The sequence below is a fragment of the Streptomyces sp. NPDC048734 genome (genome assembly GCF_043198675.1).
Classification (GTDB): domain Bacteria; phylum Actinomycetota; class Actinomycetes; order Streptomycetales; family Streptomycetaceae; genus Streptomyces.
In genome coordinates, this window is the sequence record NZ_JBICUZ010000005.1 from 461,050 (window position 1) to 482,943 (window position 21,894).

Consider the following 21,894-nt stretch of genomic DNA (forward strand, 5'->3'; position numbering starts at 1 on the left):
AGCGGCTTGGACGGGGCCGGACCGGCGGCAGGGTCACGGGTCGATCAGACCCGCCCGGATGGCGTAGCGCGTGAGTTCCAGGCGGTCGCGCATGCCGAGCTTCTGGAGGAGGTTGGCGCGGTGCCGTTCGACGGTCTTGGCGCTGATGAACAGGAGCGCGCCGATCTCCTTCGAGGTGTGTCCCTCGGCGACGAGCTTGAGGATCTCCTCCTCGCGCTCGGTGATGGGCCGGTCGGGCAGACCGTCCACGCCGGCGCCGCGGTGCAACCGTTCGAGGTACGACCGCACGAGCGCGCGCTCCGCGCCCGGGTAGATGAACGGCTCGTCGCGCACGGCCGCCCGGCACGCCTCGACGAGGTCCCGGTCGGCGACGGACTTCAGCACGTACCCGCCCGCGCCGGCCTTCAGGGCCTCGAAGAAGTACTGCTCGTTGTCGTACATGGTGAGGATCAGGATCCGCAGGCCGGGCAGCCGCCGGGAGAGTTCGCGGGCCGCCTGGAGACCGGTCATCCTCGGCATGGCCACGTCCAGGACGGCCAGGTCGATGTCCCCCGCGCGGGCCCGTTCGACCGCCTCGGCCCCGTCTCCCGCCTCCGCCACGACCGTCAGGTCGGGTTCGCCGTCCAGGATGAGCCGCACTCCGCGGCGCACGAGGGTGTGGTCGTCGGCGAGGAGCACGCGGGTCGGTGCGGACTCGTCGGTCATCGGCGGCCTCCGGGGACGGTGGGGCGGGCGTGATGGCTGAGCCGCGAGGACCCGCGCCGGGGCGGACGGACCCCCATCACCGGAGGCCGCCTCCCGCGGGCGGCGCGGCGGTGGGCGGAGCAACGGCGGACGGCGCGGTGACGGGCGGCGCGGCCGCGGCGGGCGCGGTCCGCAGGCGTACGGCGGTCCCGCCGCCGAGGCCGGGTCCGAAGGTGAACGCCGCTCCGATCAGCAGCGCCCGTTCCCGCATCCCCAGGACTCCGGCCCCCTCCCCCGCGGTCGGCCCGGGACCGCGGCCGTTGTCCCGTACGAGGAGTTCGACGCCGTCGGCGACGGGACGCAGACGGAGTTCGGCGCGGTCGGCGCCCGCGTGCCGGGCGGTGTTGGTCAGGGCTTCCTGGGCGACCCGGTAAAGCACCAGTTCGGTTTCCTCGGTCAGCGGGGGCAGGCCGGGCCGCAGGTCGGGGCGGACCGTCAGCCCGTGGGTGGTGAACTCGGCGGCGAGCGAGCGCAGGGCGCTGACCAGGCCGAGTTCGTCGAGGACCCCGGGGCGCAGACGGCGGGCGATCCGGCGGATCTCGTCCAGTCCCGCGCGCGTGGCCTCCTGCGCCTGTCCCACCTCGTCACGCAGGTCGTCGGGGGCCCGGTCGGCGACGCGCTTGAGCTGGAGGAGTACGGCGGTGAGGGTCTGGCCGACCTCGTCGTGCAGCTCGCGGGCGATGCGGTGGCGTTCGCGTTCCTGGGCGGACAGCGCGCGGGCGGCGCTGGTCGCCCGCTCCGATTCCAGCCGGTCGAGCATGGCGTTGTACGTCGTGATCAGCTCGGCCGTCTCGACCGGGCCGGAGACGACGGCACGGGCGCCGGGGTGCAGCAGGTCGGCGTCGCCCATGGCCCGGCCCAGCCGCCCGAGCGGGGCCAGCCCGACGCGCAGTACGACCGCGTTGACGGCCAGCAGCGAGGCCAGACCCGCCACGACGACGAACGCCTCGGCCGGCAGGACGGGCGTGGAGACGGTGACCGGGCCCAGGAGCAGCGCGGCGGCCACCACCAGGCCGACGGCGTTGAGGGCGAAGATCCGCCAGAACAACGACATGTGTGCGCCTCCTCCTCTCCCGGCTCTCCCGGCTCCCCCGGCTCCCACGGCTCTCCCGGATCTCCCTGCTCCCCCGGTCCTCGTCGTCGGCCGGTTCCCCGGCGCCGGCCGGGCCGTGCCCGGCCGGCGCGTCCGGGACCATGGCACCGCCCTGACCAGCATCTGCGTCCTGCGCCGGCCTTGTCCATCCGTGACGACACCCATGTCGTCACCGTACGGCGGGATGGCAGCATGGCGTGTCGGCGCACTGATGATCGACGGTCCCGAGGGCCGCTCCGGCACCGGTCACCGCCCTCGCGGGCCGGTACCGGTACCGCGAGGGCATCTGCACCGGCATCAGCACCGACATCGACCGTCCACGACCTCAAGGGGAAGAAACCGTGTCCGCTCCACGCCTCCGGACGACGCCGCTGCCAGGCATCGGCGTCCAGTACGACCTCGTGACGCGGGAGCAGCGCCACCTGTCCGTGGTGGCCCACCGTGACGGAACCCGGACGGTGAGTGTGTACCAGGCCGACGACCCGGACTCCTGTGCCCAGTCGCTGCGCCTCTCCGGCGCCGAGGCGGGCTCGCTGATCGACGCGCTGAAGCCGTCCCACCACAGCGCGAACCTGCTGTACACGACCGGCCTCGGGCTGGTCGCCGAGCGCGTCGAGGTGGCCGCGACGTCCCACTGGAACGGGCGGCTGCTGGGCGACACCCGGATGCGCACGGAGACCGGCGCGTCGATCGTGGCGGTGCTGCGGCGGGCCGAGGCGATCCCCTCGCCGACGCCGGACTTCCGGCTGGCGGGCGGCGACACCCTCATCGTGATCGGCACCCGCGAGGGCGTGGACGCGGCCGCGGCGATCCTCGGTCGGGAGTGAACCGGTGCACTCCTCCGCGGTCCTGCTGATCGAGTTCGGTTCCATCATCCTGGCCCTCGGACTGCTCGGCCGGTTCGCCGCCCGCTTCCGGCTCTCGCCGATCCCCCTCTACCTGCTCGTCGGCCTGGCCTTCGGCGAGGGCGGGCTGCTGCCGCTGGGGGCGAGCGAGGAGTTCGTGGCCACCGGCGCCGAGATCGGCGTCATCCTGCTGCTGCTCATGCTCGGCCTGGAGTACACGGCCAGCGACCTGGTCTCCAACCTCAAGGCGCACTACCCCTCCGGCCTGGTGGACTTCGCCCTCAACGCGCTGCCGGGTGCCGCCGCCGCGCTGCTGCTGGGCTGGGGCCCGGTGGCGGCGGTGGTGCTGGCGGGCGTCACCTGGATCTCCTCGTCCGGGGTGATCGCCAAGGTGCTGGGCGATCTGGGCCGGGTCGGCAACCGGGAGACGCCGGTGATCCTGAGCGTCCTGGTGCTGGAGGACCTGGCCATGGCGGTCTACCTGCCGATCGTCACCGCGCTGGTGGCCGGCGTGGGGCTGGCGGCCGGCAGCGTGACCCTGGCGATCGCGCTGGGCGCGGCGGGGCTCGTCCTGTTCGCGGCGGTGCGCTACGGCCGGGTCATCTCCCGGTTCGTCTCGAGCGACGACCCGGAGAAACTGCTGCTCGTGGTCCTGGGGCTGACGATCCTGGTCGCCGGAGTGGCGCAGCAGCTCCAGGTGTCGGCGGCGGTCGGCGCGTTCCTGGTCGGCATCGCGCTGTCCGGTGAGGTGGCGGAGGGCGCGCACACCCTGCTGAGTCCCCTGCGGGACCTGTTCGCGGCCGTCTTCTTCGTGTTCTTCGGGCTGCACACCGATCCCGCCAGCATTCCTCCGGTCCTGCTGCCCGCCCTGGTGCTGGCCGTCGTGACCGCCGCGACGAAGATCGCGACCGGGCACTGGGCGGCGCGGCGCGCCGGCATCTCGGTCAAGGGTCGCTGGCGCGCGGGCGGCGCCCTGGTGGCCCGCGGGGAGTTCTCCATCGTCATCGCGGGGCTGGCGGTCACCGCCGGCATCGAACCGTCCCTGGGTCCGCTGGCGACGGCGTACGTCCTGATCCTGGTCGTCCTGGGCCCGCTCACCGCCCGCTACACGGAACCCCTGGCGACCCGCTGGACCCGTCTGCGCGAAGCGCGCCGGACCCCGTCGCCGGAGCCGGCGGCCGAGACGCGCGCGGAGACGCCGGTGGGCGACTGAGGAACGGGACGGCGCCCACGGGGCGCGCCGCACCACGGGTGCCGGTCGCCTGGGTGCGGGTCCCCGACAGCGGTCACGTGAGGGCGGGCCCCACCACGGAGACCGGCGCCGGCCGGGGAGCCTCGCCACCGGCCGCGGGACGCGCTTGCCGGCCCACGGCCGGTGGGCGCCGCCTGCCTCCGGCCGACGACGCCCCACGCACGCCCGAGGACCGTCAGGCCGCGCCGCCGGGGACCCACCCCTGGCGGCGCAGCACCGCCGACACGTCCGGTGCCTCGTAGTGCTCGCCCTTGAGGACCTTGCCGTCCGCCCGGCGGGCGACCTGCCCGTCGGGACCGAGCTTGGTCATGTTGGAGCGGTGGATCTCGGCTATCACCGCGTCGAGATCGATCCCGTGCACCAGGGCCGTGCCGTACGCGACGTAGACGACGTCGGCCAGTTCGTGCGCGAGGCGGTCCAGGGGCCCGTCCACCGACACCTCGGCCACCTCGGCGGCCTCCTCGGCGAGCAGTTCCCCGCGGTGCGCGGCGAGGCCGGCCGGCACCTCCGTCGGCGTGCTGCGGGCGTCGAGACCGAAGGCGAGGTGGAACTGACGGACCAGGTCGGCGGGCGAAGAACTCATGCGACCGACTGTATCGACGGCCACCGACAGTCCCTGCGGGCGCCGCCCGGTGTGCCCCGCCCTGGCCAGTTCGCCGCCCCACCTGGCAGGATCGCGCGCATGTCCAAGGTGTTCCCTCCCGCCGGCGGGCGCCGGGCCGTGCAGGGCGCGGTCGCCGCCGTCGTCGTCCTCGGGTTGCTGCTGTGGTGGCTGCTGCCGCTGGGTGAGGACCCGCCGAGCGGCACCATCACCTTCAGCACGGGCACCACGAGCGGCGTCTACCACGAGTACGGCAGCCGGCTGCGCACCGAGCTGGCCGAGGACATGCCCGACCTGGACGTGAACCTGACCACCAGCAACGGTTCGCAGGAGAACGTCGCGCGCGTGGCGACCGGGCAGGCCGACTTCACCATCGCCGCGGCCGACGCGGTGGAGACGTACGAGCGGGAACACCGCGACGCGGTCGCCCGCCTGCGCGGGGTCGCCCGGCTGTACGACGACTACGTGCAGCTGGTCGTGCCGCGCGACTCGGACGTGCGGACCGTGGCCGACCTGAAGGGACGGACGGTCGCGACCGGGCTGCCCCGTTCCGGGGTGCGGCTGATCGCCGAGCGGGTCCTCAGGGCGGCGGGCGTGGATCCGGCGAAGGACATCAGGGCCGTGTCGGAGGGCATAGACACCGGCCCGGAACGGCTGAAGCAGCGGAAGATCGACGCGTTCTTCTGGTCCGGCGGGGTGCCGACGGCCGGGCTGGAGAGGCTGGCCGACGGTTTCACCTTCCGGTTCGTGCCGATCGACGCCGCGCTGGTGGCCAAGATGCACCAGCAGGACGACGCCACGGGCTACTACCGGGCCACCAACATGCCCGAGTCCGCCTACCCGATCATCCAGAACGGCTCCACGGTGCCGACGATCGCGGTGTCCAACCTGCTGGTGACCCGCACGGACGTGGACCCCAGGCTGACCGAGTGGCTGACCCGGACCGTGATCAAGAGCCGCGACGGGATCGGACGGCACGTGCACTCCGCGCAGCTGGTCGATCTGCGCACGGCCATCTACACCGACCCCCTCCCCCTGCACGAGGGCGCCCGGCGCTACTACCGCTCCGTCAAGCCTTAGCGGGGCCGACACCGCAACCGGATCGACGCCGTCACCGACGCCGCCGTCACCGTCGGGCTCCGGCCGGACCGGCACCACCACGGGTCCGCCGGTCCGAGCGGGGCCCGACGCCGCCTCGGGGCCCGCCCGGCCACCGCCGGACCGGCACCACCGCGGTCCGCCGGACCGCCGGACCGCGGGGCCGGTCTCAGGCCACCGGCCTCGACCTGGGCACGGACACCGTCACCTTCAGCCCGGTGGGCTCGTGGTGGTCGTACGAGATCGTGCCGCCGCCGGCCGCGAGCAGGGCGCGGGAGATGGACAGGCCCAGGCCGGAGCCCTTGACGTTCTGGTGCCGGCCGCTGCGCCAGAAGCGGTCGCCGACGCGCTGGAGCTCCTCGTCGGTGAGACCGGGACCGTGGTCGGTGACGACGACGGTCGAGGCCTCGCCGTCGACGGCGACCGTCACCTCGACGCGTTCGCCCTCCGGCGTGAACTTGACCGCGTTGTCGATCACCGCGTCCAGGGCGCTGGAGAGCGTGACAGGGTCGGCCCAGGCCGTGGTGGGCGGGCAGTCACCGGTCAGGCGGACGCCCTTGGCCCCGGCGGTGGGTGCCCAGGCGGCGACGCGCTCGGCGGTCAGCGCGCCGATGTCGGTGATCCGCAGGTCGGCCTGGGTGTGTTCGGCCAGGGCCAGGTCGAGCAGGTCGTCCAGGACCTGGGCGAGGCGTTTGCCCTCGCTCTGGACGGACGCGATCTCCTCGTTTCCCTCCGGCAGTTCGTAGCCGAGCAGTTCGATGCGCAGCAGCAGCGCCGCGAGCGGGTTGCGCAGCTGGTGCGAGGCGTCGGCGACGAAGGCGCGCTGCTGCTCCAGCACGTCCTCGACGTTGTCCGCCATCTCGTTGAACGACCGGGCCAGCCGTCTGAGTTCCGGCGGACCGCTCGCGACCGCGACCCGGGACTTCAGGCGGCCGGTGGCGATGTCGTGGGTGGTGGCGTCCAGGACCCGCACGGGCCTGAGCACCCAGCCGGTCAGCCGCAGTGCCGCCCCGATGGCGAGCAGCATCGCCGCGATCTCGCCGGCGCCGATGACCAGCCAGCCGTGCAGGATGCGCGAACGCATCGCCCCGGTGGGCGAGTCGGTGACGACGACCGCGACGACGTCACCGTCCCGGATCACCGGGGACGCCACCACGAGCCGGTTGCGCTGCCAGGGCCACACCTGCTGGGGGTCGTGGCTGCGCCGGCTCAGCAGGGCCTCCTCGAACGCGTCCCGCACCTCGCCCTTTTCGGGGAGGTACCAGTCCCTCGGCGCGTGGGCCATGGGGGTGTCGCTGCCGTAGAAGACACCGGCACGAATGCCGTAGACGTCGTAGTAGTTGACCAGTTCGCGCATCAGCGTCCCGCGCCGCTCGTCGTTGGTCGCGGAGACCGGGTCGGAGACGCCGGTCGGGGCGGTGACGAACTGGGCGAGGGCGGCGAACCGTGCCGTGTCGTCGATGCGGTCGACGACCACGTCCTGTTGCTCGGCGCCGGCCACGCTGACCGCCAGCGGCACGCCCAGCGCGAGCAGCACGGCCGCCATCAGGACGATGAGCAGCGGCAGGAGACGTGTGCGCAACGGTCCCCGCTAGGCCGGAGCCACGAGCCGGTAGCCGACGCCGCGCACGGTCTCGATCAGGGCCGGCATGCGCAGTTTGGCGCGCAGGGAGGCGACGTGCACCTCCAGGGTCCGTCCGGTCCCCTCCCAGCTGGTGCGCCACACCTCGCTGATGATCTGCTCCCGCCGGAAGACCACGCCGGGGCGCTGGGCGAGCAGCGCCAGCAGGTCGAACTCCTTGCGGGTCAGCTGGACGACGGCACCCTCCACGGTGACGCGCCGGGTGGGCAGTTCGATGTGCACGGGCCCGAGCAGCAGCTCGCCGTCCCCCGCGGCCGCCGCGTCCTCGGGGACGGTGCGCCGGCTGACGGCGTGGATGCGGGCGAGCAGCTCACCGGTGTCGTACGGCTTCACCACGTAGTCGTCGGCGCCCAGGTTGAGGCCGTGGATGCGGGAGCGCACGTCGGAGCGGGCCGTCACCATGATCACGGGGGTGGCGGTGCGCTTGCGGATCTTGCCACAGACCTCGTAGCCGTCCTGGTCGGGCAGGCCGAGGTCGAGCAGGACGACCCCGAAGCCGGGGCCCTCCGGGACGAGCGCCTGGAGGGCCTCCTCGCCGCTCCGCGCGTGGGTGACGTCGAAACCGTGCCGCTTCAGGACCGCGGACAGCGCGGCGGCGACGTGGTTGTCGTCCTCGACGAGCAGCAGTCTCATCCCGGCCTCCTCCGGTTCATCGGGCGTACCATCTGGTTCTGTACAAAGTCGTACGACCCAGGCGTACGGTTTCGGTGGGCGAAAAGCATGGTGCACGCGCGCGTGCACCATGGCAGTCACGCTGATGGACGAGGACGCCGTCAAGTGGGTTCCGGTCGCGCGAGGCTTCCGTTATCCGCCCGATACGGACCCGGGTCCCCGGCGCTACGACACGTGTCCGATTGCTATCGGATCGTGATGCTCAGATTCCCCTCAGATGTAATGACGTTGATCGTGACTGGTCACTACTGTCCTCCGAAACCGAGGAGGACGGAGCCCGAAAGCGATGACCGAAGTATCGGTGGCCAAGGAAGACGCGGCCGCACCCGGCGAACTGGTCGTCCTGAAGAGCGTCAACAAGCATTTCGGCGCGTTGCACGTTCTCCAGGACATCGATCTGACCATCGAGCGCGGTGAGGTCGTCGTGGTCATCGGACCCTCCGGGTCCGGCAAGTCCACGCTGTGCCGCACCATCAACCGCCTGGAGACGATCGACGAGGGTTCGATCACGATCGACGGGAAGCCGCTGCCCCAGGAGGGCAGGGAGCTGGCCCGGCTGCGCGCCGACGTCGGCATGGTCTTCCAGTCGTTCAACCTGTTCGCGCACAAGACCGTGCTGCAGAACGTGATGCTGGGCCAGATCAAGGTCCGCAAGGCGGACAAGAAGAAGGCCGAGGAGAACGCGCGCGCTCTGCTCGACCGCGTCGGCGTGGCCAGCCAGGCCGACAAGTACCCCGCACAGCTCTCCGGGGGCCAGCAGCAGCGCGTCGCCATCGCGCGCGCCCTGGCCATGAACCCCAAGGTGATGCTCTTCGACGAGCCGACCTCCGCCCTGGACCCGGAGATGATCAACGAGGTGCTGGAGGTCATGCAGCAGCTCGCCCGGGACGGCATGACCATGATCGTCGTCACCCACGAGATGGGATTCGCACGATCGGCCGCAAACCGCGTGGTGTTCATGGCCGACGGCCGCATCGTCGAAGAGGCTGCGCCGGACCAGTTCTTCAGCAATCCGCGCAGCGACCGCGCCAAGGACTTCCTGTCCAAGATCCTGCACCACTGACGGCGCCCCGCGCGCCCCGCGACCAGCGTCACCCGCCTCTCGACGGCCCGCACCTCTCCTTCATCGAAGGCATCACCCAAAGGAAGTTGATCATGAAGCTTCGCAAGGTCTCCGCCGCCTCGGCCGCCGTCCTCGCCCTCGCCCTCACCGCCACCGCCTGCGGCTCCGACGACAAGAACGACACGGGCGGCGGCTCCAGCGGCGGCGGCGACAAGATCAAGATCGGCATCAAGTACGACCAGCCGGGTCTCGGCCTGAAGGAGCCCGACGGTTCCTTCTCCGGCTTCGACGTGGACGTGGCGACGTACGTGGCCAAGGAGCTCGGCTACAAGCCCGACCAGATCCAGTTCGTCGAGACCAAGAGCGCCGACCGCGAGAACGCGCTCGCCCGCGGCGACGTCAAGTTCATCGCGGCCACCTACTCGATCAACGACGAGCGCGCCAAGAAGGTCGACTTCGCCGGCCCGTACCTGCTGGCCCACCAGGACCTGCTGGTGAAGAAGGACTCCAAGATCGCCAAGGGTGCGGACCTCAACGGCAAGAACCTGTGTTCGGTGGCGGGCTCGACGTCGGCGCAGAACGTCCGGGACAAGATCGCCCCGAAGGCCAACCTGCGTCAGAACTCCGGTTACTCGGAGTGCATCGCCGCCCTCCAGAGCGGCTCCGTCGACGCGCTGACCACCGACGACTCGATCCTCGCGGGCTTCGCCGCGCAGGACAAGTACAAGGGCCAGTTCAAGCTCGTGGGCGAGAAGCTCTCGAACGAGAACTACGGCGTCGGCGTCAAGAAGGGCGACAAGGCCACCGTCGACAAGATCAACGCCGCGCTGGAGAAGATGGTCAGCGACGGCTCGTGGAAGAAGGCCGTCCAGGAGAACTTCGGCCCGGCCGAGTACAAGAACGAAGAGGCCCCGAAGATCGGCGTCATCGTCAAGTAACCCGGCACCCGCCGCCTCAGGAATCCCGCGCCCGGCGTGGGGTTCCGCGGGCGCGCCGTCCGTCGTCGCGATCACGGCGGACGGCGCGCCACGCCCTCCACGTACGCCACACACCCGGAAGCGCGGGAGATCGTGTTCGACTTTCTTGAAGGCTACGACGTCCTCGCGGCGTTCTGGATGACGGTCAAACTGACCGTCTTCTCCGCCCTCGGCTCCCTGGTCTGGGGCACCCTGCTGGCCGCGATGCGCGTCAGCCCGGTCCCGCTGATGCGCGGGTTCGGCACCGCCTACGTCAACATCGTCCGGAACATCCCTCTGACGGTCATCATCGTCTTCACCTCGCTCGGCCTCGCCGACATCTTCGGCATGACGATGGGCGCGTCCGACGACTTCGCCCTGCAGGGCTTCCGCCTCGCGGTGCTCGGCCTGGCCGCCTACACGGCGGCCTTCGTCTGCGAGTCGATCCGGTCCGGCATCAACACCGTGCCCCTCGGCCAGGCCGAGGCGGCACGCGCGATCGGGCTGAGCTTCAGCCAGACGCTGCGGCTCGTCATCCTGCCGCAGGCGTTCCGCTCGGTCATCGGCCCGCTGACCAACGTCCTGATCGCCCTGACCAAGAACACCACCGTGGCGGCCGCCATCAGCGTGGCCGAAGCCGCCTTCCTGATGAAGGAAATGATCGAGAACGAGGCCCAGACACTGGCCATCGGCGCGGTCTTCGCCTTCGGGTTCGTGGTCCTGACCCTCCCCACCGGCCTGCTGCTCGGCTGGCTCGGCAAGCGACTGGCGGTGAAGCGATGAGCTCGGTCCTCTACGACGCCCCCGGGCCCCGCGCCAAACGGCGCAACGTCCTTCTGTCCGTCGTCTTCTTCGCACTGCTCGCCCTGGCCCTGTGGTGGGTGTGGCAGAAGATGGACGACAAGAAGCAGCTCGAATGGGCCCTGTGGGAGCCGTTCACCACGTCCCAGGCCTGGACGACCTATCTGCTGCCGGGCCTCGCGAACACCATGAAGGCCGCGGCGCTCGCCATGGTCATCGCCCTTCCCCTGGGCGCGCTCCTCGGCATCCTGCGGATGTCCGACCACCGCTGGGTGCGCGTCCCGGCCGGCGCGGTGGTCGAGTTCTTCCGGGCCATCCCGGTGCTGCTGCTGATGCTGTTCGCCAACGAGCTGTACGTCCGCTCCTCGGACATCAGCAGCGAGGACCGCCCCCTGTACGCGGTCGTCACCGGCCTCGTGCTCTACAACGCCTCGGTCCTCGCCGAGGTCGTCCGGGCCGGCATCCTCTCCCTGCCCAGGGGCCAGACGGAGGCAGCGTTCGCGATCGGCCTGCGCAAGGGCCAGACGATGACCAGCATCCTGCTGCCGCAGGCCGTCACGGCGATGCTGCCGGCCATCGTCAGCCAGCTCGTGGTCATCGTGAAGGACACCGCGCTCGGCGGCGTGCTGCTCGGGTTCACCGAGCTGCTCAACGCCCGCAGCACGCTCGCGGCGAACTACGCCAACGTCGTCCCCAGCTTCATCGTCGTGGCGCTCATCTACATCGTCGTCAACTTCGCCCTCACCTCCTTCGCCTCCTGGCTGGAGGCCCGGCTGCGCCGCAGCAAGCGCGGCACGGGCGCGGTGCTCGACCCGGACGAGGTCGAGGACAACCCCGCCGCGATCGCCGGCACCTACGGAACGGGCAAGACGCCCTGACCCTCACTCACCTGGTGTGACCTGTACGGAGGCAGTGGCGTGCGCGCCGCTGCCTCCGTCACTTGACGCGAGCTGTGGCAATGGGTTGCATACGTTCTGTGATCGTGCACCCTGCTCCTACCCCTTGTTCACCTACGTCCCTCGGGACACCGTCACGGGCAGGGGGCGCCACGCCGTGGACCCGGTGATCATCGTCGGAGCGGGGCCCGTCGGGCTCACGCTCGCCCTGGCGCTGGCGCGTCAGGAGGTGCCCTCGGTCGTCCTCGACGAGGGGCCGGGCAAGGACGAGCCGCGGCTCGCGCGCACGGTCGTGCTCCGTGAGGACACCGCCGCCCTGATCGAGCGGCTCACCGGCGCCCCGCTCGCCGGGGCGGGCGTCCGCTGGGCCGGTTGGCGGTCGATGCGGCGCAAGCAGGTGACGCAGGAGATCACGTTCGACGACGCCGACCCGGCCCCGCTGCACATCCCCCAGCACCTGCTGACCGACGCCCTGCGCGCGGCCCTGGCCGGCGAGCGGCTCGTCCGCATCGCGGTGGAGAGCCGCCTGGACGGCGTCGAGCAGGAACCCTCCGGTGTCACGGCCCACACCCGCGGCCCCAAGGGCACCTGGTGGCGCGGCAGTCACCTGGTGGGCTGCGACGGCCCCCGCTCCACGGTCCGCAAGCTCCTCGACATCCGCTTCCCCGGCCGTACGGCGGTGGAGCGGCACGCCGTCGCCGCGCTGCGCACCGAACTCCCCTGGGCCGACCGGGCGTTGCTCCACCGGACACCGCCGTGGCGGACCTCCGGCCCCTCCGCCGGGGAGATCGCCGGACGTCCGCTGCCGGAAGGCGTCTGGCGCCTGGACTGGCTGCTGCCGCCCGGCAAGGACCTCGTCACCCCCGAACTGCTGGTCGCCCGCGTCCGCGAGACCCTCGCGGGCTGGAACGGCGGCACCACCCCGGCGTACGAGCTGCTCGACACCGGTGTCCACACCGTCCACCACCGGCTGGCCCGGCGCTGGCGCGCCGGGCGGGTCTTCCTCGCCGGGGACGCCGCCCACCTCCTCGGCGCCTTCGGCACCCAGGGGCTGGACGAGGGCCTGCGGGATGCCGACAACCTCGCCTGGAAGCTGGCTCTGGCCTGGCACCACGGCCCGCACGAGGCACTGCTCGACAGCTACCAGGAGGAGCGGCGCGCGGTCGTCGCCGCCCGGCTGCGCGCCGCCGACCAGATCCTGCCGACACTGCGCGGTGGCCCCGGCATAAGGGCGTACGTCCCCGGCGCCACCCGCGCCCACGACGCCCTGCTCACCGACGGTCACCTGGGGCGCGGCCAGCTGGGCGCGCCGGGCTCGTACGCCGGCTCCCCGCTCGCGCCCCGGAGCCTGGAGGCGGAGGTGCCGGTGGACACGCCCCCCGGCGCACCCGTCACGGACGTCCGCGTCACCGCCGAGGACGGCTCCTTCGTGCGGCTGCGGGACCGGCTCGGCCGGGGAGCCCTGATCGTCCTGCTGATCGCGCCGGGCACCGGCGTCTGGGAGCGCCGGCACTGGGTGGGCGCCGGGATCATGCCCCGGCTCGCCGCCGCGGTGACGGCGCTGCCGAGCCCGGCCGAGCTGCTGGTCACCGAGAGCTATCCGGGCGCGGCCGCCCACACCGTCCTGCTGATCCGGCCCGACGGACACCTGGTCACCGCGCTGAGCGGCGTGCGGCCGGCCGACCTGTACGCGGCGGCCGAGGCGGCGGTGGGGGGAGCCGCGGAGGCGGAGGCCGAGGCGGGAGCGGGGGCCCGGTGAGAAGCCGCGGCGGAGGAGACCAGGTGAGAGGGGGCGGAACCGGGAGCCGGGGCCCGGTGACGTGACCGGGAGGTGGCTGGGGGCGGCGCCGTCGACGGGGTGCCGCACGCCCCTGCCGGGTGTGATGATCGGCTGATCCACCTCACCGCCACACCGCGGTCCACATGGTGACGGTCGGTTGACCGGCTCATCCCGGCATGGTCTACTCCCCATCGTGACCGACACCTGTGCGCGCCTGTGGCGGAGGGTCCATATGGACCTCGTCCGCTATGCGGGCTGCGTGTGTCGTCCGTCCTGCTGAATTCGCACCCCCTCTTCCCCCGGCGCGCGCCGCCGCGCTCTCGTGCGGCCGCACGCTCCCGCGAACGACCCAGGACGGTACCCGTGTCTGTCTTCCCCTCCGCGTCCCCCGCTCTGTCCGCATCCGTCGCCACGCCCACGCAGGCGGACCTCCTCGACTTCGTACGGCGTACGGCCGCCGACACCGCGCTGATCGCCTCGCTCCCCCTGGACCCGGAAGGGCGCACCTGGGTGCGCCTCGAGGGCCCCGGCGGCAGCGAGGCCTGGCTGATCGGCTGGCCGCCCGGCACCGGCACCGGCTGGCACGACCACGCCGACTCGGTGGGCGCCTTCCTCACCGCCCGCGGCGAGCTGAAGGAGAACTCGCTCGCCGCGCGGCTGCCCACGGACGGCTGGAAGACCCTGGAACTGTCGGAGGGCGTGGACCGGGAACGCCGGCTGTCGGCCGGCGAGGGCCGCGCCTTCGGACGCCACCACGTCCACGAGGTCCTCAACGATTCCCTCGACGAGCACGCGGTCTCCGTGCACGCCTACCATCCACCCCTGCCGAGGATCCGGCGGTACAGCCGCACGGGCCAGGTGCTGCGCCTGGAGCAGGTCGAGCGCCCCGAGGACTGGCAGTGAGCGGCGGCGCGGCAGGCGGTGACGTGGTGGGCGGTGACGTGGCGAAGGGTGCCGCGGGGAAGGACGAGCGGCCCGTGGGCATCGACGAGTTGCTGGAGCGGGTACGGGCCGGGTACGCGCGCGTGGAGCCGCGGGAGGCCTACGAGGCCGCCCGCGCGGGCGAGGCGCTCCTCGTGGACATCCGGTACGCGGCCCTGCGCGAGCGGGACGGGCTGATCCCCGGCGCCCTGGTCGTCGAGCGCAACGAACTGGAGTGGCGGCTCGACCCCCAGGGCAGCCACCGCGCCCCCGAGGCCACCGGTCACGACCTGCGGATCGTCGTGATCTGCAACGAGGGCTACGCGTCGAGCCTGGCGGCCGCGTCCCTGCACCGGCTGGGGCTCGGCCGGGCCACCGACCTTGTGGGCGGATTCCAGGCGTGGCGGTCGACGGGGCTGCCGGTGACGTACTAGTGCCGCGACGGACGGCGTTCGCCCCGTCGCGACGCCCGGCACGCTCCCCCGGAAGGGGGACCCCCACTCGCCGCACCGGCGAAGACCCGAGCACGTCCAGTACGAGGGCCTCCGGCCGGGGATACCCCTGGAGCACGCACCGGACGCCGCTCCTTCACGGGCGAACGTCGCCCGCCACGGCACCGGAACGGGCGTCTCGGGAAGGACCGCCGTGGCAGCGATCCTCCAGGACTCATCGGAGCGAGGAGTCCACGCCTCCGTCTCCGCCGCACCGACCCGCTCGGCCCGCCCTCGGCCCAGAGGAATTCCGTTCCGGAGGTCAGAGATCCCCGTCCTCCAGGAATTCCGTGTCCTCGCCCTCCTCCTCGAGCGCCTGCCGGACCACTCGCAGGGCCATGCCCTGGGGGTAGCCCTTGCGCGCGAGCATCCCGGCGAGACGGCGCAGCCGCTTGTCACGGTCGAGTCCGCGGGTCGAGCGCAGCTTGCGGGCGACCAGTTCGCGGGCGGTGGCCTCCTCCCGCTCGGAGTCGAGCCGGGCGACCGCCTCGCCGATCAGGGCCGGGTCGACGCCCTTGGTGCGCAGCTCCTGTGCCAGGGCGCGCCGGGCCAGACCACGGCCGTGGTGCCGGGACTCCACCCAGGCGTCCGCGAAGGCGCTGTCGTTGATCAGTCCGACCTCCTCGAACCGCGAGAGCACCTCCTCCGCCACGTCGTCCGGGATCTCCCGCTTGCTCAGGGCGTCGGCGAGCTGCTTCCGGGTGCGCGGGGTCCCGGTGAGCAGGCGCAGGCAGATCGCCCGTGCCCGCTCAGCCGGGTCCCCTGAAGACTCCCCCTTCTCGGCCCTCGACGAGGCAGAGGTGTCTTCGTCCTCGGCGGACGGTTCTCCGAAGCCGCGCCGACGGCGCCCGCCGCGCGAACCGCCCTCGCCGCCGCGTCCCCCGCGGCGGCCACGGGACCGGCCTGCGCCGGCCGACCCGTCGTCCCCCCCGTGGGATCCGCTGTCCGGCCGGTCCTCACCGCCCCGGGCCAGGCCGTCGCCGTCCCCGCTCCCCGGCGGGGGGAGGATTCCGGGGTGGGCGTCGTACTCGGCCCAGTCCGTTCGTCGTGTCACGGGTCGGCTCAGCTCTTGGCAGCCGCGGCCTTGGTCTTGGTGGCCTTGGCTGCGGAAGCGGGAACCGTCTTGGCCGCGTCAGCCGCCGGTGCGCCAGGGGCGGCCGGGGCATCCGCGTCCGTGGTTTCGGCGGGCTGCTCGGGGCGTACGCCCACCCCCAGCTTCTCCTTGATCTTCCTCTCGATCTCGTTGGCGAGGTCGGGGTTGTCCTTGAGGAAGTTGCGGGCGTTCTCCTTGCCCTGGCCGAGCTGGTCGCCCTCGTACGTGTACCAGGCGCCGGCCTTGCGGACGAAGCCGTGCTCCACGCCCATGTCGATCAGGCCGCCCTCACGGCTGATGCCCTGCCCGTAGAGGATGTCGAACTCGGCCTGCTTGAAGGGCGGCGCGACCTTGTTCTTGACGACCTTGACGCGGGTGCGGTTGCCGACCGCGTCGGTGCCGTCCTTCAGCGTCTCGATGCGCCGGATGTCGAGCCGCACGGAGGCGTAGAACTTCAGCGCCCGGCCACCGGTCGTGGTCTCCGGGGAGCCGAACATCACACCGATCTTCTCGCGGAGCTGGTTGATGAAGATCGCGGTGGTCTTGGACTGGTTGAGGGCGCTGGTGATCTTCCGCAGGGCCTGGCTCATCAGACGGGCCTGCAGGCCCACGTGGCTGTCGCCCATCTCGCCCTCGATCTCCGCACGCGGGACGAGCGCGGCGACGGAGTCGATGACGATCAGGTCGAGGGCCCCGGAGCGGACGAGCATGTCCACGATCTCCAGGGCCTGCTCGCCGTTGTCCGGCTGGGACAGGATCAGGTTGTCGATGTCCACGCCGAGCTTCTGCGCGTACTCGGGGTCGAGGGCGTGCTCGGCGTCCACGAACGCCACCTGGCCGCCGGCCCTCTGGGCGTTCGCCACCGCGTGCAGGGTCAGGGTCGTCTTGCCGGAGGACTCGGGCCCGTAGACCTCGATGACACGGCCGCGCGGCAGACCGCCGACGCCCAGGGCCACGTCGAGCGCGGTCGACCCGGTCGGGATGACCTCGATGGGCTCCTTCGACCGGTCACCCATGCGCATGACCGCGCCCTTGCCGAATTGCCGTTCAATCTGTGCGAGTGCGGCGTCCAGGGCCTTCTCGCGGTCGGTGCCTGCCATGGGTTCCACCCGATTTGCTTGAGTCGATCGCTTCACGTCAAAGACGCTAACGCCTGCCACTGACAATGCGCCTCGACGCCGGCCCGGCCTGTGGATAACTCGGACATTTACCCGATGAAATCGGGACGAAGCGCCCGTCGAGAGCCCTGCCGGAGCTTCTATCAGAATGGATGTTCGATTTTTGTGTCAAGCGCACCACACGGCACCTCCGCGCCCGCGTTCGCGCATCCGTGACGTCCCGGACCCCGCATCGGGCTCGTCGCGGCGGACCCGTGTGAGACCTCTTGTCCGTCAGCGGAACCACGTGGGGGTCTGCGCCGGGTGTCAGCGGGGCCCTTCTCCCGGCCCGGCCGTCCGCTCCCGCCCCCTCGTCCACAGCTGCCGCGCGCGCGTGAGCGGATTCGGCCCCTCACCCCGTCTCCGGTGCCCGTGCACACGGGGATCGTCCGTGACGTCGTAGCGCTTCACATAGGCGCCGAGGAACGCCTGGAGCGTGGCGACCGCGGGGATGGAGATCAGTGCGCCGACCGCGCCGAGCAGCGCGGTCCCGGCGACGACCGAGCCGAAGGCCACGGCAGGGTGGATGTCGACGGTCTTCGAGGTGAGCTTCGGCTGCAGCACGTAGTTCTCGAACTGCTGGTAGACCACAACGAAGATCAGTACCCACAGCGCGTACCAGGGATCGACCGTGAAGGCGATCAGCATGGGCAGCGCCCCTGCGAGATAGGTGCCGATGGTCGGGATGAACTGCGAGACCACGCCGACCCACACGGCGAGCACGGGCGCGTACGGGATACCGAGGATCTGGAGCAGTATGTAGTGCGCCACACCGGAGATCAGGGCCATCAGACCGCGTGAGTACAGGTAGCCGCCGGTCTTGTCGACGGCGATCTCCCACGCGCGCAGCACCTCGGCCTGCCGGGCGGGCGGCAGGACGGAGCACAGAGCGCGCCGCAGCCGGGGCCCGTCGGCGGCGAAGTAGAACGAGAACAGTCCGATCGTCAGCAGCTGGAAGAGACCGCCGAGGACCTGCGTGGAGACGTCCAGGACGCCGGCCGCGCTGTTCTGCGCGTACTTCCTCAGCCAGTCGGAGTGGAGCAGGCCCTCCTGGATGTCGACCCGCCTGAGTTCGGTGCGGAACGTGGTGTTGACCCAGTTGATCACCGAGTCGAGGTACTGCGGGAAGCCCTCGATCATCTTGATGATCTGCCCGGCGAGCATCGAACCGAGCAGTGTGAAGAAGCCGACGAACACGATCAGCAGACCGAAGAAGACGATGAAGGTGGCGAGCCCCCTGCGTATGCCGCGCGCCGCCATCCGGCTCACCGCCGGTTCGACGGCGAGAGCGAGGAAGAAAGCGATGAGGACATTGGTCAGCAGGCCGATGACCTGGTGGAAGGCCCAGGTGCCCAGCTGGAACACGCCGACCAGGGCGAGTGCGAGCACCATCGCGCGCGGGAGCCAGCGCGGCATCCGCGCGCTCGGCGCGGTATCGGTGCCGGACAGCGGCCGAATGGGCGACGTCGGGCCCGACGGGGGTGCCTGCGGGCCGACGTGCCCGTTCTCGTCAGTGGGTGCCACGGACCAAGTCTCGCCCACGCCACCGACGATCGGTGACCCCCCTGCGATCTTCTCGTCGGATCAGTGCCTCTCCCCCGGAACGTTCATCACCACGCACACCACACGCCAGACGTCCTTGGCGTCCCAGCCGGCCGCCAGCGCCTCGTGCACGGTGCGCCCGCCGAGTTCCGTCATCACGTGATCGCGCGCGAAGGTCTCGGCGTACCCCGCGCCGAAGTGCTCCGCCATCCGCTGCCAGAAGACCGTCAACCGCATGACACCAGTATCCCGCGCCCGGGGGTGGCCACGGCCGGGACCGCCTGCGAAGACCGCTTTGCGGCCTACGGTCTGACTCATGGTCGAATCCGGAGCATCCCCACTCCCCCCGCCGCCGTCGGCGCGGTCCCCGCTCTTCCGCGCCGAGCACTTCGTCTGGCTCACCGCGCGCGTGCTGGAACAGCGCCTCTTCGCGCACCACTTCCTCCATGGCGCCGCCGACCCGGTGGAAACGGCGCTCGACGCGTACCGCAACGAGGACGGCGGATACGGCCACGCGCTCGAACCCGACCTCCGCGGCCCCGTCAGCCAGCCCCTGCACACCGCCCGTGCCCTGCGCGTCCTGGACTCGCTCGGCCGCTGCGGCGGGCAACGCGCGGAACGGGTGTGCCGCTACCTCACCTCCGTCTCCACCTCCGCCGGGGCGCTCCCGGCGGTCCTTCCCAGCCAGCGCGGCTACCCCGCCGCCCCGTTCGTCCCGATCGTGGACGACCCGCCCGGCGAACTGCTGGCGACCGGTCCGGTGGTCGGTCTGCTGCACCGCAACGATGTCTGGCACGCCTGGCTGTTCAGGGCGACGGACTTCTGCTGGCAGGCGGTCGACGCCCTGGAGACGTCCCACCCGTACGAGATCCAGGCCGCCGTGGCCTTCCTGGACTCCGCCTCGGACCGCCCGCGCGCGGAGGCCGCCGCCGACCGCCTGGGCCGCCTGGTGCGCGAGCAGCGGCTCGCCGTGCTCGACCCGGACCGCCGGTACGCGTACCCCGTCGCCCCCGGCTACGCGCCCGGCGAGCACCACTTCCCGTACGACTACGCGAAGACACCGGGTTCACTCGCGCGCGCGTGGTTCACCGACGCCGAGATGGCAGGCGCCCTGGACTTCCTCGCCGGCGAACAGCGGGAGGACGGCGGCTGGCCGATCCGGTGGCGCCGGTGGGCGCCGGGCACGGAGCTGGAGTCCCGCCCGGCGGTGACGATCGAAGCGCTGAGCACCCTCCGGTCGTACGGCCGTGCCATCGGCTGAACCGACGCGCCGGCACGGGGCGGGACGGGACACCACGATGAACCCGCCCCCGTCCTCACCAGCCCAGGGCACGTACCCCCGCCGTGACCGCCACGGCCGCCGCGACGACGAGCAGGAACGGCGCTCGCAGGACGAGCGCCACGGCGGCCGCGGCGAGCCCGGCGGCCTTGGCGTCGAGCACGAGGGACTGACCGTCGGCGAAGGTCTGCTGGGCCGTGAGGGCGGCCAGCAGGGCGACGGGGAGCAGGGCCGCGAGCCGCCGGACGAGAGGCCGTTCGAGCACCCCGGCGGGCACGAGCAGGCCGGTGAGCTTGACGGCGTAGCAGCCGAGGGCGGTCGCGCCGATCGCGATCCAGACGTTCACCGGCGCTCCTCCGCCGCCTCCGCCTCGCCCCGCGTGCGGCCCTGGCAGCGGCCCTCGGCCCACAGGGCGAGCGGTGCGGCGAGAGCGGCCACCAGGACGGGCACGCCGCCGGGCAGGACGGGCAGCAGACCGAGTCCGAGCAGGACCGCGAGCGCCGCGGCGACCCGCTCGGCGGTGGACTTCAGCATGGGCGCGAGCAACGCGAGGAAGACGGCCGGGCCGGCCGCGTCGAGCCCCCACGCGTCGGTGTCCCCGATGGCTTCCGCACCGAGGGCGCCCAGCAGGGTGGTCAGGTTCCACAGCACGTACAGGCTGAGTCCGGTCACGGCGAACCCGATCCGCGCGCCTCGTCGATCGCGTTGCGCCAGCGAGACGGCCGTGGTCTCGTCGATCACCCACTGCGCGGCGAACGGGCGCACCGCGCGCGGGAGGGCCAGCAACTGCGACAGGCGCAGACCGTAGAAGGCGTTGCGTACGCCGAGGAAGAAGGCGCCGGCGGCGGCCGTGAGCGGGTTGCCGCCCGCCGCGAGCGCCCCGACGAGCGCGAACTGGGACGCGCCGGTGAACACCAGGAGGCTGAGCGCGCAGGTCTGCCACACCGTGAGTCCGCTGCCCGCCGAGGTCACTCCGAAGGCGAACCCGGAGAGTCCGACGGCGATCCCGACCCCGAGGGCGTCCCGGACGACGGCGGCGTCCGGCCTTCCTCCCCGGTCGTCGTCCCGTATGTCTGCGAGAGCTGTCTGTTCTGCCACCTGTCGGACGGTAGGGGCGGCCCGCCCCGCGCGTCTTGTACGTTCTTGCGCTCCCGCTGGTACGCCCCCGGCGGCACGCCCACGATCCTGGCGAAGTGACGGTTGAGGTGCGGCTGGTCGGTGAAGCCCACCGCGAGCGCCGCCTCCGCCGGGGCGGTCCCGGCGTCCAGCAGGCGCCGTGCCCGTCTGACCCGGGTGTCGGTGAGCCAGGTGTGCGGCGGCATCCCGTAGGCGTCCCGGAACGCCCGCAGCAGGGCGAAGGGGCTCGTCCCGAGGTCGCCCGCGAGCCGCTCCAGGGTCGGCGGATCGACAAGCCGCTCCTCCAGCACGGCACGCGCGCGTGCCGCAGTCCGGGCCCCGGCCGTGCGCACCTGCCGGTCGGGCAGCGCCCCGCCGTTCAGCCGCAGCAGCCGTGTCACGGCGACCCGCAGCAGGGTGTCGGCGGCGAGCGCGTTGCCCTCGTCGGCGGCCCGGAGGACCTGGTGCACGAGCGCGACGGCGTACGGATCGTCGAGCACGGGGCTGACGAACCCCGGAGTACCTCGCAGGGTCGTCGTCTCGGCGGCGATCCCGGCCACGAGTCCCGGCGACGGGTACACCGCGCCGTACCGCCAGCCCTCGGGCACACCGGCCCGCCCGGTGTGCGGGGTGTCGGGATTGACCAGGGCGAGCGTTCCCGCACCCGCGTACTGGTCACCGCCCCGGTGCTGGAAGACCTCCAGCCCCTCCGCGATCCCGGCGATCACGAAGTGCTCGTGCGTGTGCCGCACGAAGCTCTTCCGCACGTACCGGGCCCGCAGCAGGTCCACACCGGGCAGTTCCGCGTACTGCCAGTGCCGCGCCTCCTCACGAGTTCCCGCCACACCTCCA

Annotated in this window: 24 protein-coding genes; 12 read left to right on the forward strand and 12 right to left on the reverse strand. The window is 72.1% G+C overall.

Annotated elements, in window-relative coordinates; genetic code table 11:
• Positions 1 to 33 precede the first annotated feature (33 nt).
• Together ACGFQC_RS16930 and ACGFQC_RS16935 are read right to left on the reverse strand one after the other, a co-directional pair.
• Complete coding sequence (locus ACGFQC_RS16930; protein ID WP_363091944.1) at positions 34 to 705, reverse strand: response regulator transcription factor; 672 nt, start codon at positions 703 to 705, stop codon at positions 34 to 36.
• A 76-nt stretch (positions 706 to 781) separates the two neighbouring features.
• Positions 782 to 1,798 (reverse strand): sensor histidine kinase, encoded by a 1,017-nt coding sequence (locus tag ACGFQC_RS16935; protein WP_363091945.1) that lies wholly within the window; start codon positions 1,796 to 1,798, stop codon positions 782 to 784.
• A 380-nt stretch (positions 1,799 to 2,178) separates the two neighbouring features.
• Here ACGFQC_RS16935 and ACGFQC_RS16940 point away from each other — a divergent pair, with 380 nt between their 5' ends.
• Both ACGFQC_RS16940 and ACGFQC_RS16945 read left to right on the forward strand, forming a co-directional pair.
• The gene (locus ACGFQC_RS16940) at positions 2,179 to 2,664 is read left to right on the forward strand and encodes a TrkA C-terminal domain-containing protein (protein WP_363091946.1); all 486 of its coding nucleotides are present in this window, start codon (positions 2,179 to 2,181) and stop codon (positions 2,662 to 2,664) included.
• A 4-nt stretch (positions 2,665 to 2,668) separates the two neighbouring features.
• Positions 2,669 to 3,895 carry a cation:proton antiporter gene (locus ACGFQC_RS16945; RefSeq protein ID WP_363091947.1) on the forward strand — a complete coding sequence of 409 codons (1,227 nt, stop codon included), beginning with the start codon at positions 2,669 to 2,671 and terminating at the stop codon, positions 3,893 to 3,895.
• Positions 3,896 to 4,109: 214 nt separating this feature from the next.
• On the opposite strand, the gene ACGFQC_RS16950 is transcribed toward ACGFQC_RS16945, so the two are convergent.
• Positions 4,110 to 4,517 (reverse strand): MazG nucleotide pyrophosphohydrolase domain-containing protein, encoded by a 408-nt coding sequence (locus ACGFQC_RS16950; RefSeq protein WP_363091948.1) that lies wholly within the window; start codon positions 4,515 to 4,517, stop codon positions 4,110 to 4,112.
• A gap of 99 nt (positions 4,518 to 4,616) precedes the next feature.
• On the opposite strand from ACGFQC_RS16950, the gene ACGFQC_RS16955 reads away from it, so the two are divergent.
• Positions 4,617 to 5,615, forward strand: a complete 999-nt coding sequence (locus ACGFQC_RS16955) for a TAXI family TRAP transporter solute-binding subunit (protein WP_363091950.1) — start codon at positions 4,617 to 4,619, stop codon at positions 5,613 to 5,615.
• Between the two features lie 187 nt (positions 5,616 to 5,802).
• Here the strand turns inward: ACGFQC_RS16955 and ACGFQC_RS16960 are convergent, their stop codons facing one another.
• Together ACGFQC_RS16960 and ACGFQC_RS16965 are read right to left on the reverse strand one after the other, a co-directional pair.
• On the reverse strand, positions 5,803 to 7,215 hold the full coding sequence (locus ACGFQC_RS16960; protein WP_363091951.1) for a HAMP domain-containing sensor histidine kinase: 1,413 nt from the start codon (positions 7,213 to 7,215) through the stop codon (positions 5,803 to 5,805).
• A gap of 9 nt (positions 7,216 to 7,224) precedes the next feature.
• Positions 7,225 to 7,908 (reverse strand): response regulator transcription factor, encoded by a 684-nt coding sequence (locus tag ACGFQC_RS16965; protein ID WP_363091952.1) that lies wholly within the window; start codon positions 7,906 to 7,908, stop codon positions 7,225 to 7,227.
• 325 nt (positions 7,909 to 8,233) lie between these two features.
• Between ACGFQC_RS16965 and ACGFQC_RS16970 the strand changes: the two genes are divergently transcribed.
• The 8 genes from ACGFQC_RS16970 (at position 8,234) to ACGFQC_RS17005 (ending at position 14,798) form a co-directional block, all read left to right on the forward strand.
• Complete coding sequence (locus ACGFQC_RS16970; protein WP_363091953.1) at positions 8,234 to 9,010, forward strand: amino acid ABC transporter ATP-binding protein; 777 nt, start codon at positions 8,234 to 8,236, stop codon at positions 9,008 to 9,010.
• Positions 9,011 to 9,102: 92 nt separating this feature from the next.
• Positions 9,103 to 9,948 (forward strand): glutamate ABC transporter substrate-binding protein, encoded by an 846-nt coding sequence (locus ACGFQC_RS16975; RefSeq protein ID WP_363091954.1) that lies wholly within the window; start codon positions 9,103 to 9,105, stop codon positions 9,946 to 9,948.
• A gap of 132 nt (positions 9,949 to 10,080) precedes the next feature.
• A complete protein-coding gene (locus ACGFQC_RS16980) occupies positions 10,081 to 10,749 on the forward strand; it encodes an amino acid ABC transporter permease (RefSeq protein WP_363091955.1) in 669 nt (222 codons plus the stop codon).
• Positions 10,746 to 11,645, forward strand: a complete 900-nt coding sequence (locus tag ACGFQC_RS16985; protein WP_363091956.1) for an amino acid ABC transporter permease — start codon at positions 10,746 to 10,748, stop codon at positions 11,643 to 11,645. The genes ACGFQC_RS16980 and ACGFQC_RS16985 overlap by 4 nt, the downstream gene beginning before the upstream one ends.
• A gap of 175 nt (positions 11,646 to 11,820) precedes the next feature.
• The gene (locus ACGFQC_RS16990) at positions 11,821 to 13,422 is read left to right on the forward strand and encodes an FAD-dependent monooxygenase (protein WP_363091957.1); all 1,602 of its coding nucleotides are present in this window, start codon (positions 11,821 to 11,823) and stop codon (positions 13,420 to 13,422) included.
• A gap of 214 nt (positions 13,423 to 13,636) precedes the next feature.
• Entirely contained in the window at positions 13,637 to 13,723 is an 87-nt protein-coding gene (locus tag ACGFQC_RS16995) for a putative leader peptide (protein WP_356095021.1), read from the forward strand.
• Between the two features lie 83 nt (positions 13,724 to 13,806).
• Positions 13,807 to 14,346, forward strand: coding sequence for a cysteine dioxygenase (locus ACGFQC_RS17000; RefSeq protein ID WP_363091958.1), 540 nt, complete (start codon positions 13,807 to 13,809; stop codon positions 14,344 to 14,346).
• 23 nt (positions 14,347 to 14,369) lie between these two features.
• On the forward strand, positions 14,370 to 14,798 hold the full coding sequence (locus ACGFQC_RS17005) for a rhodanese-like domain-containing protein (RefSeq protein ID WP_363091977.1): 429 nt from the start codon (positions 14,370 to 14,372) through the stop codon (positions 14,796 to 14,798).
• A gap of 319 nt (positions 14,799 to 15,117) precedes the next feature.
• On the opposite strand, the gene recX is transcribed toward ACGFQC_RS17005, so the two are convergent.
• From recX to ACGFQC_RS17025, 4 genes are all read right to left on the reverse strand, one after another.
• Complete coding sequence (recX, locus tag ACGFQC_RS17010; protein ID WP_363091959.1) at positions 15,118 to 15,909, reverse strand: recombination regulator RecX; 792 nt, start codon at positions 15,907 to 15,909, stop codon at positions 15,118 to 15,120.
• An 8-nt stretch (positions 15,910 to 15,917) separates the two neighbouring features.
• Entirely contained in the window at positions 15,918 to 17,048 is a 1,131-nt protein-coding gene (recA, locus tag ACGFQC_RS17015; protein ID WP_363091960.1) for a recombinase RecA, read from the reverse strand.
• Between the two features lie 324 nt (positions 17,049 to 17,372).
• Positions 17,373 to 18,629 (reverse strand): AI-2E family transporter, encoded by a 1,257-nt coding sequence (locus ACGFQC_RS17020; RefSeq protein ID WP_363091961.1) that lies wholly within the window; start codon positions 18,627 to 18,629, stop codon positions 17,373 to 17,375.
• A 60-nt stretch (positions 18,630 to 18,689) separates the two neighbouring features.
• The gene (locus tag ACGFQC_RS17025; RefSeq protein WP_363091962.1) at positions 18,690 to 18,884 is read right to left on the reverse strand and encodes a DUF3046 domain-containing protein; all 195 of its coding nucleotides are present in this window, start codon (positions 18,882 to 18,884) and stop codon (positions 18,690 to 18,692) included.
• Between the two features lie 79 nt (positions 18,885 to 18,963).
• Here ACGFQC_RS17025 and ACGFQC_RS17030 point away from each other — a divergent pair, with 79 nt between their 5' ends.
• Positions 18,964 to 19,908 carry a hypothetical protein gene (locus tag ACGFQC_RS17030; RefSeq protein ID WP_363091963.1) on the forward strand — a complete coding sequence of 315 codons (945 nt, stop codon included), beginning with the start codon at positions 18,964 to 18,966 and terminating at the stop codon, positions 19,906 to 19,908.
• A 55-nt stretch (positions 19,909 to 19,963) separates the two neighbouring features.
• Here ACGFQC_RS17030 and ACGFQC_RS17035 read toward each other — a convergent pair whose 3' ends face one another.
• From ACGFQC_RS17035 to ACGFQC_RS17045, 3 genes are read right to left on the reverse strand one after another with little or no spacing between them, the layout of a single operon-like run.
• Complete coding sequence (locus tag ACGFQC_RS17035) at positions 19,964 to 20,272, reverse strand: AzlD domain-containing protein (RefSeq protein WP_363091964.1); 309 nt, start codon at positions 20,270 to 20,272, stop codon at positions 19,964 to 19,966.
• Positions 20,269 to 20,997: an AzlC family ABC transporter permease gene (locus ACGFQC_RS17040; protein WP_363091978.1), complete on the reverse strand. Its 729-nt coding sequence runs from the start codon at positions 20,995 to 20,997 to the stop codon at positions 20,269 to 20,271. The genes ACGFQC_RS17035 and ACGFQC_RS17040 overlap by 4 nt, the downstream gene beginning before the upstream one ends.
• Entirely contained in the window at positions 20,895 to 21,887 is a 993-nt protein-coding gene (locus ACGFQC_RS17045) for an AraC family transcriptional regulator (RefSeq protein WP_363091965.1), read from the reverse strand. Before ACGFQC_RS17045 ends, ACGFQC_RS17040 begins: the two co-directional genes overlap by 103 nt.
• Positions 21,888 to 21,894 lie beyond the last annotated feature (7 nt).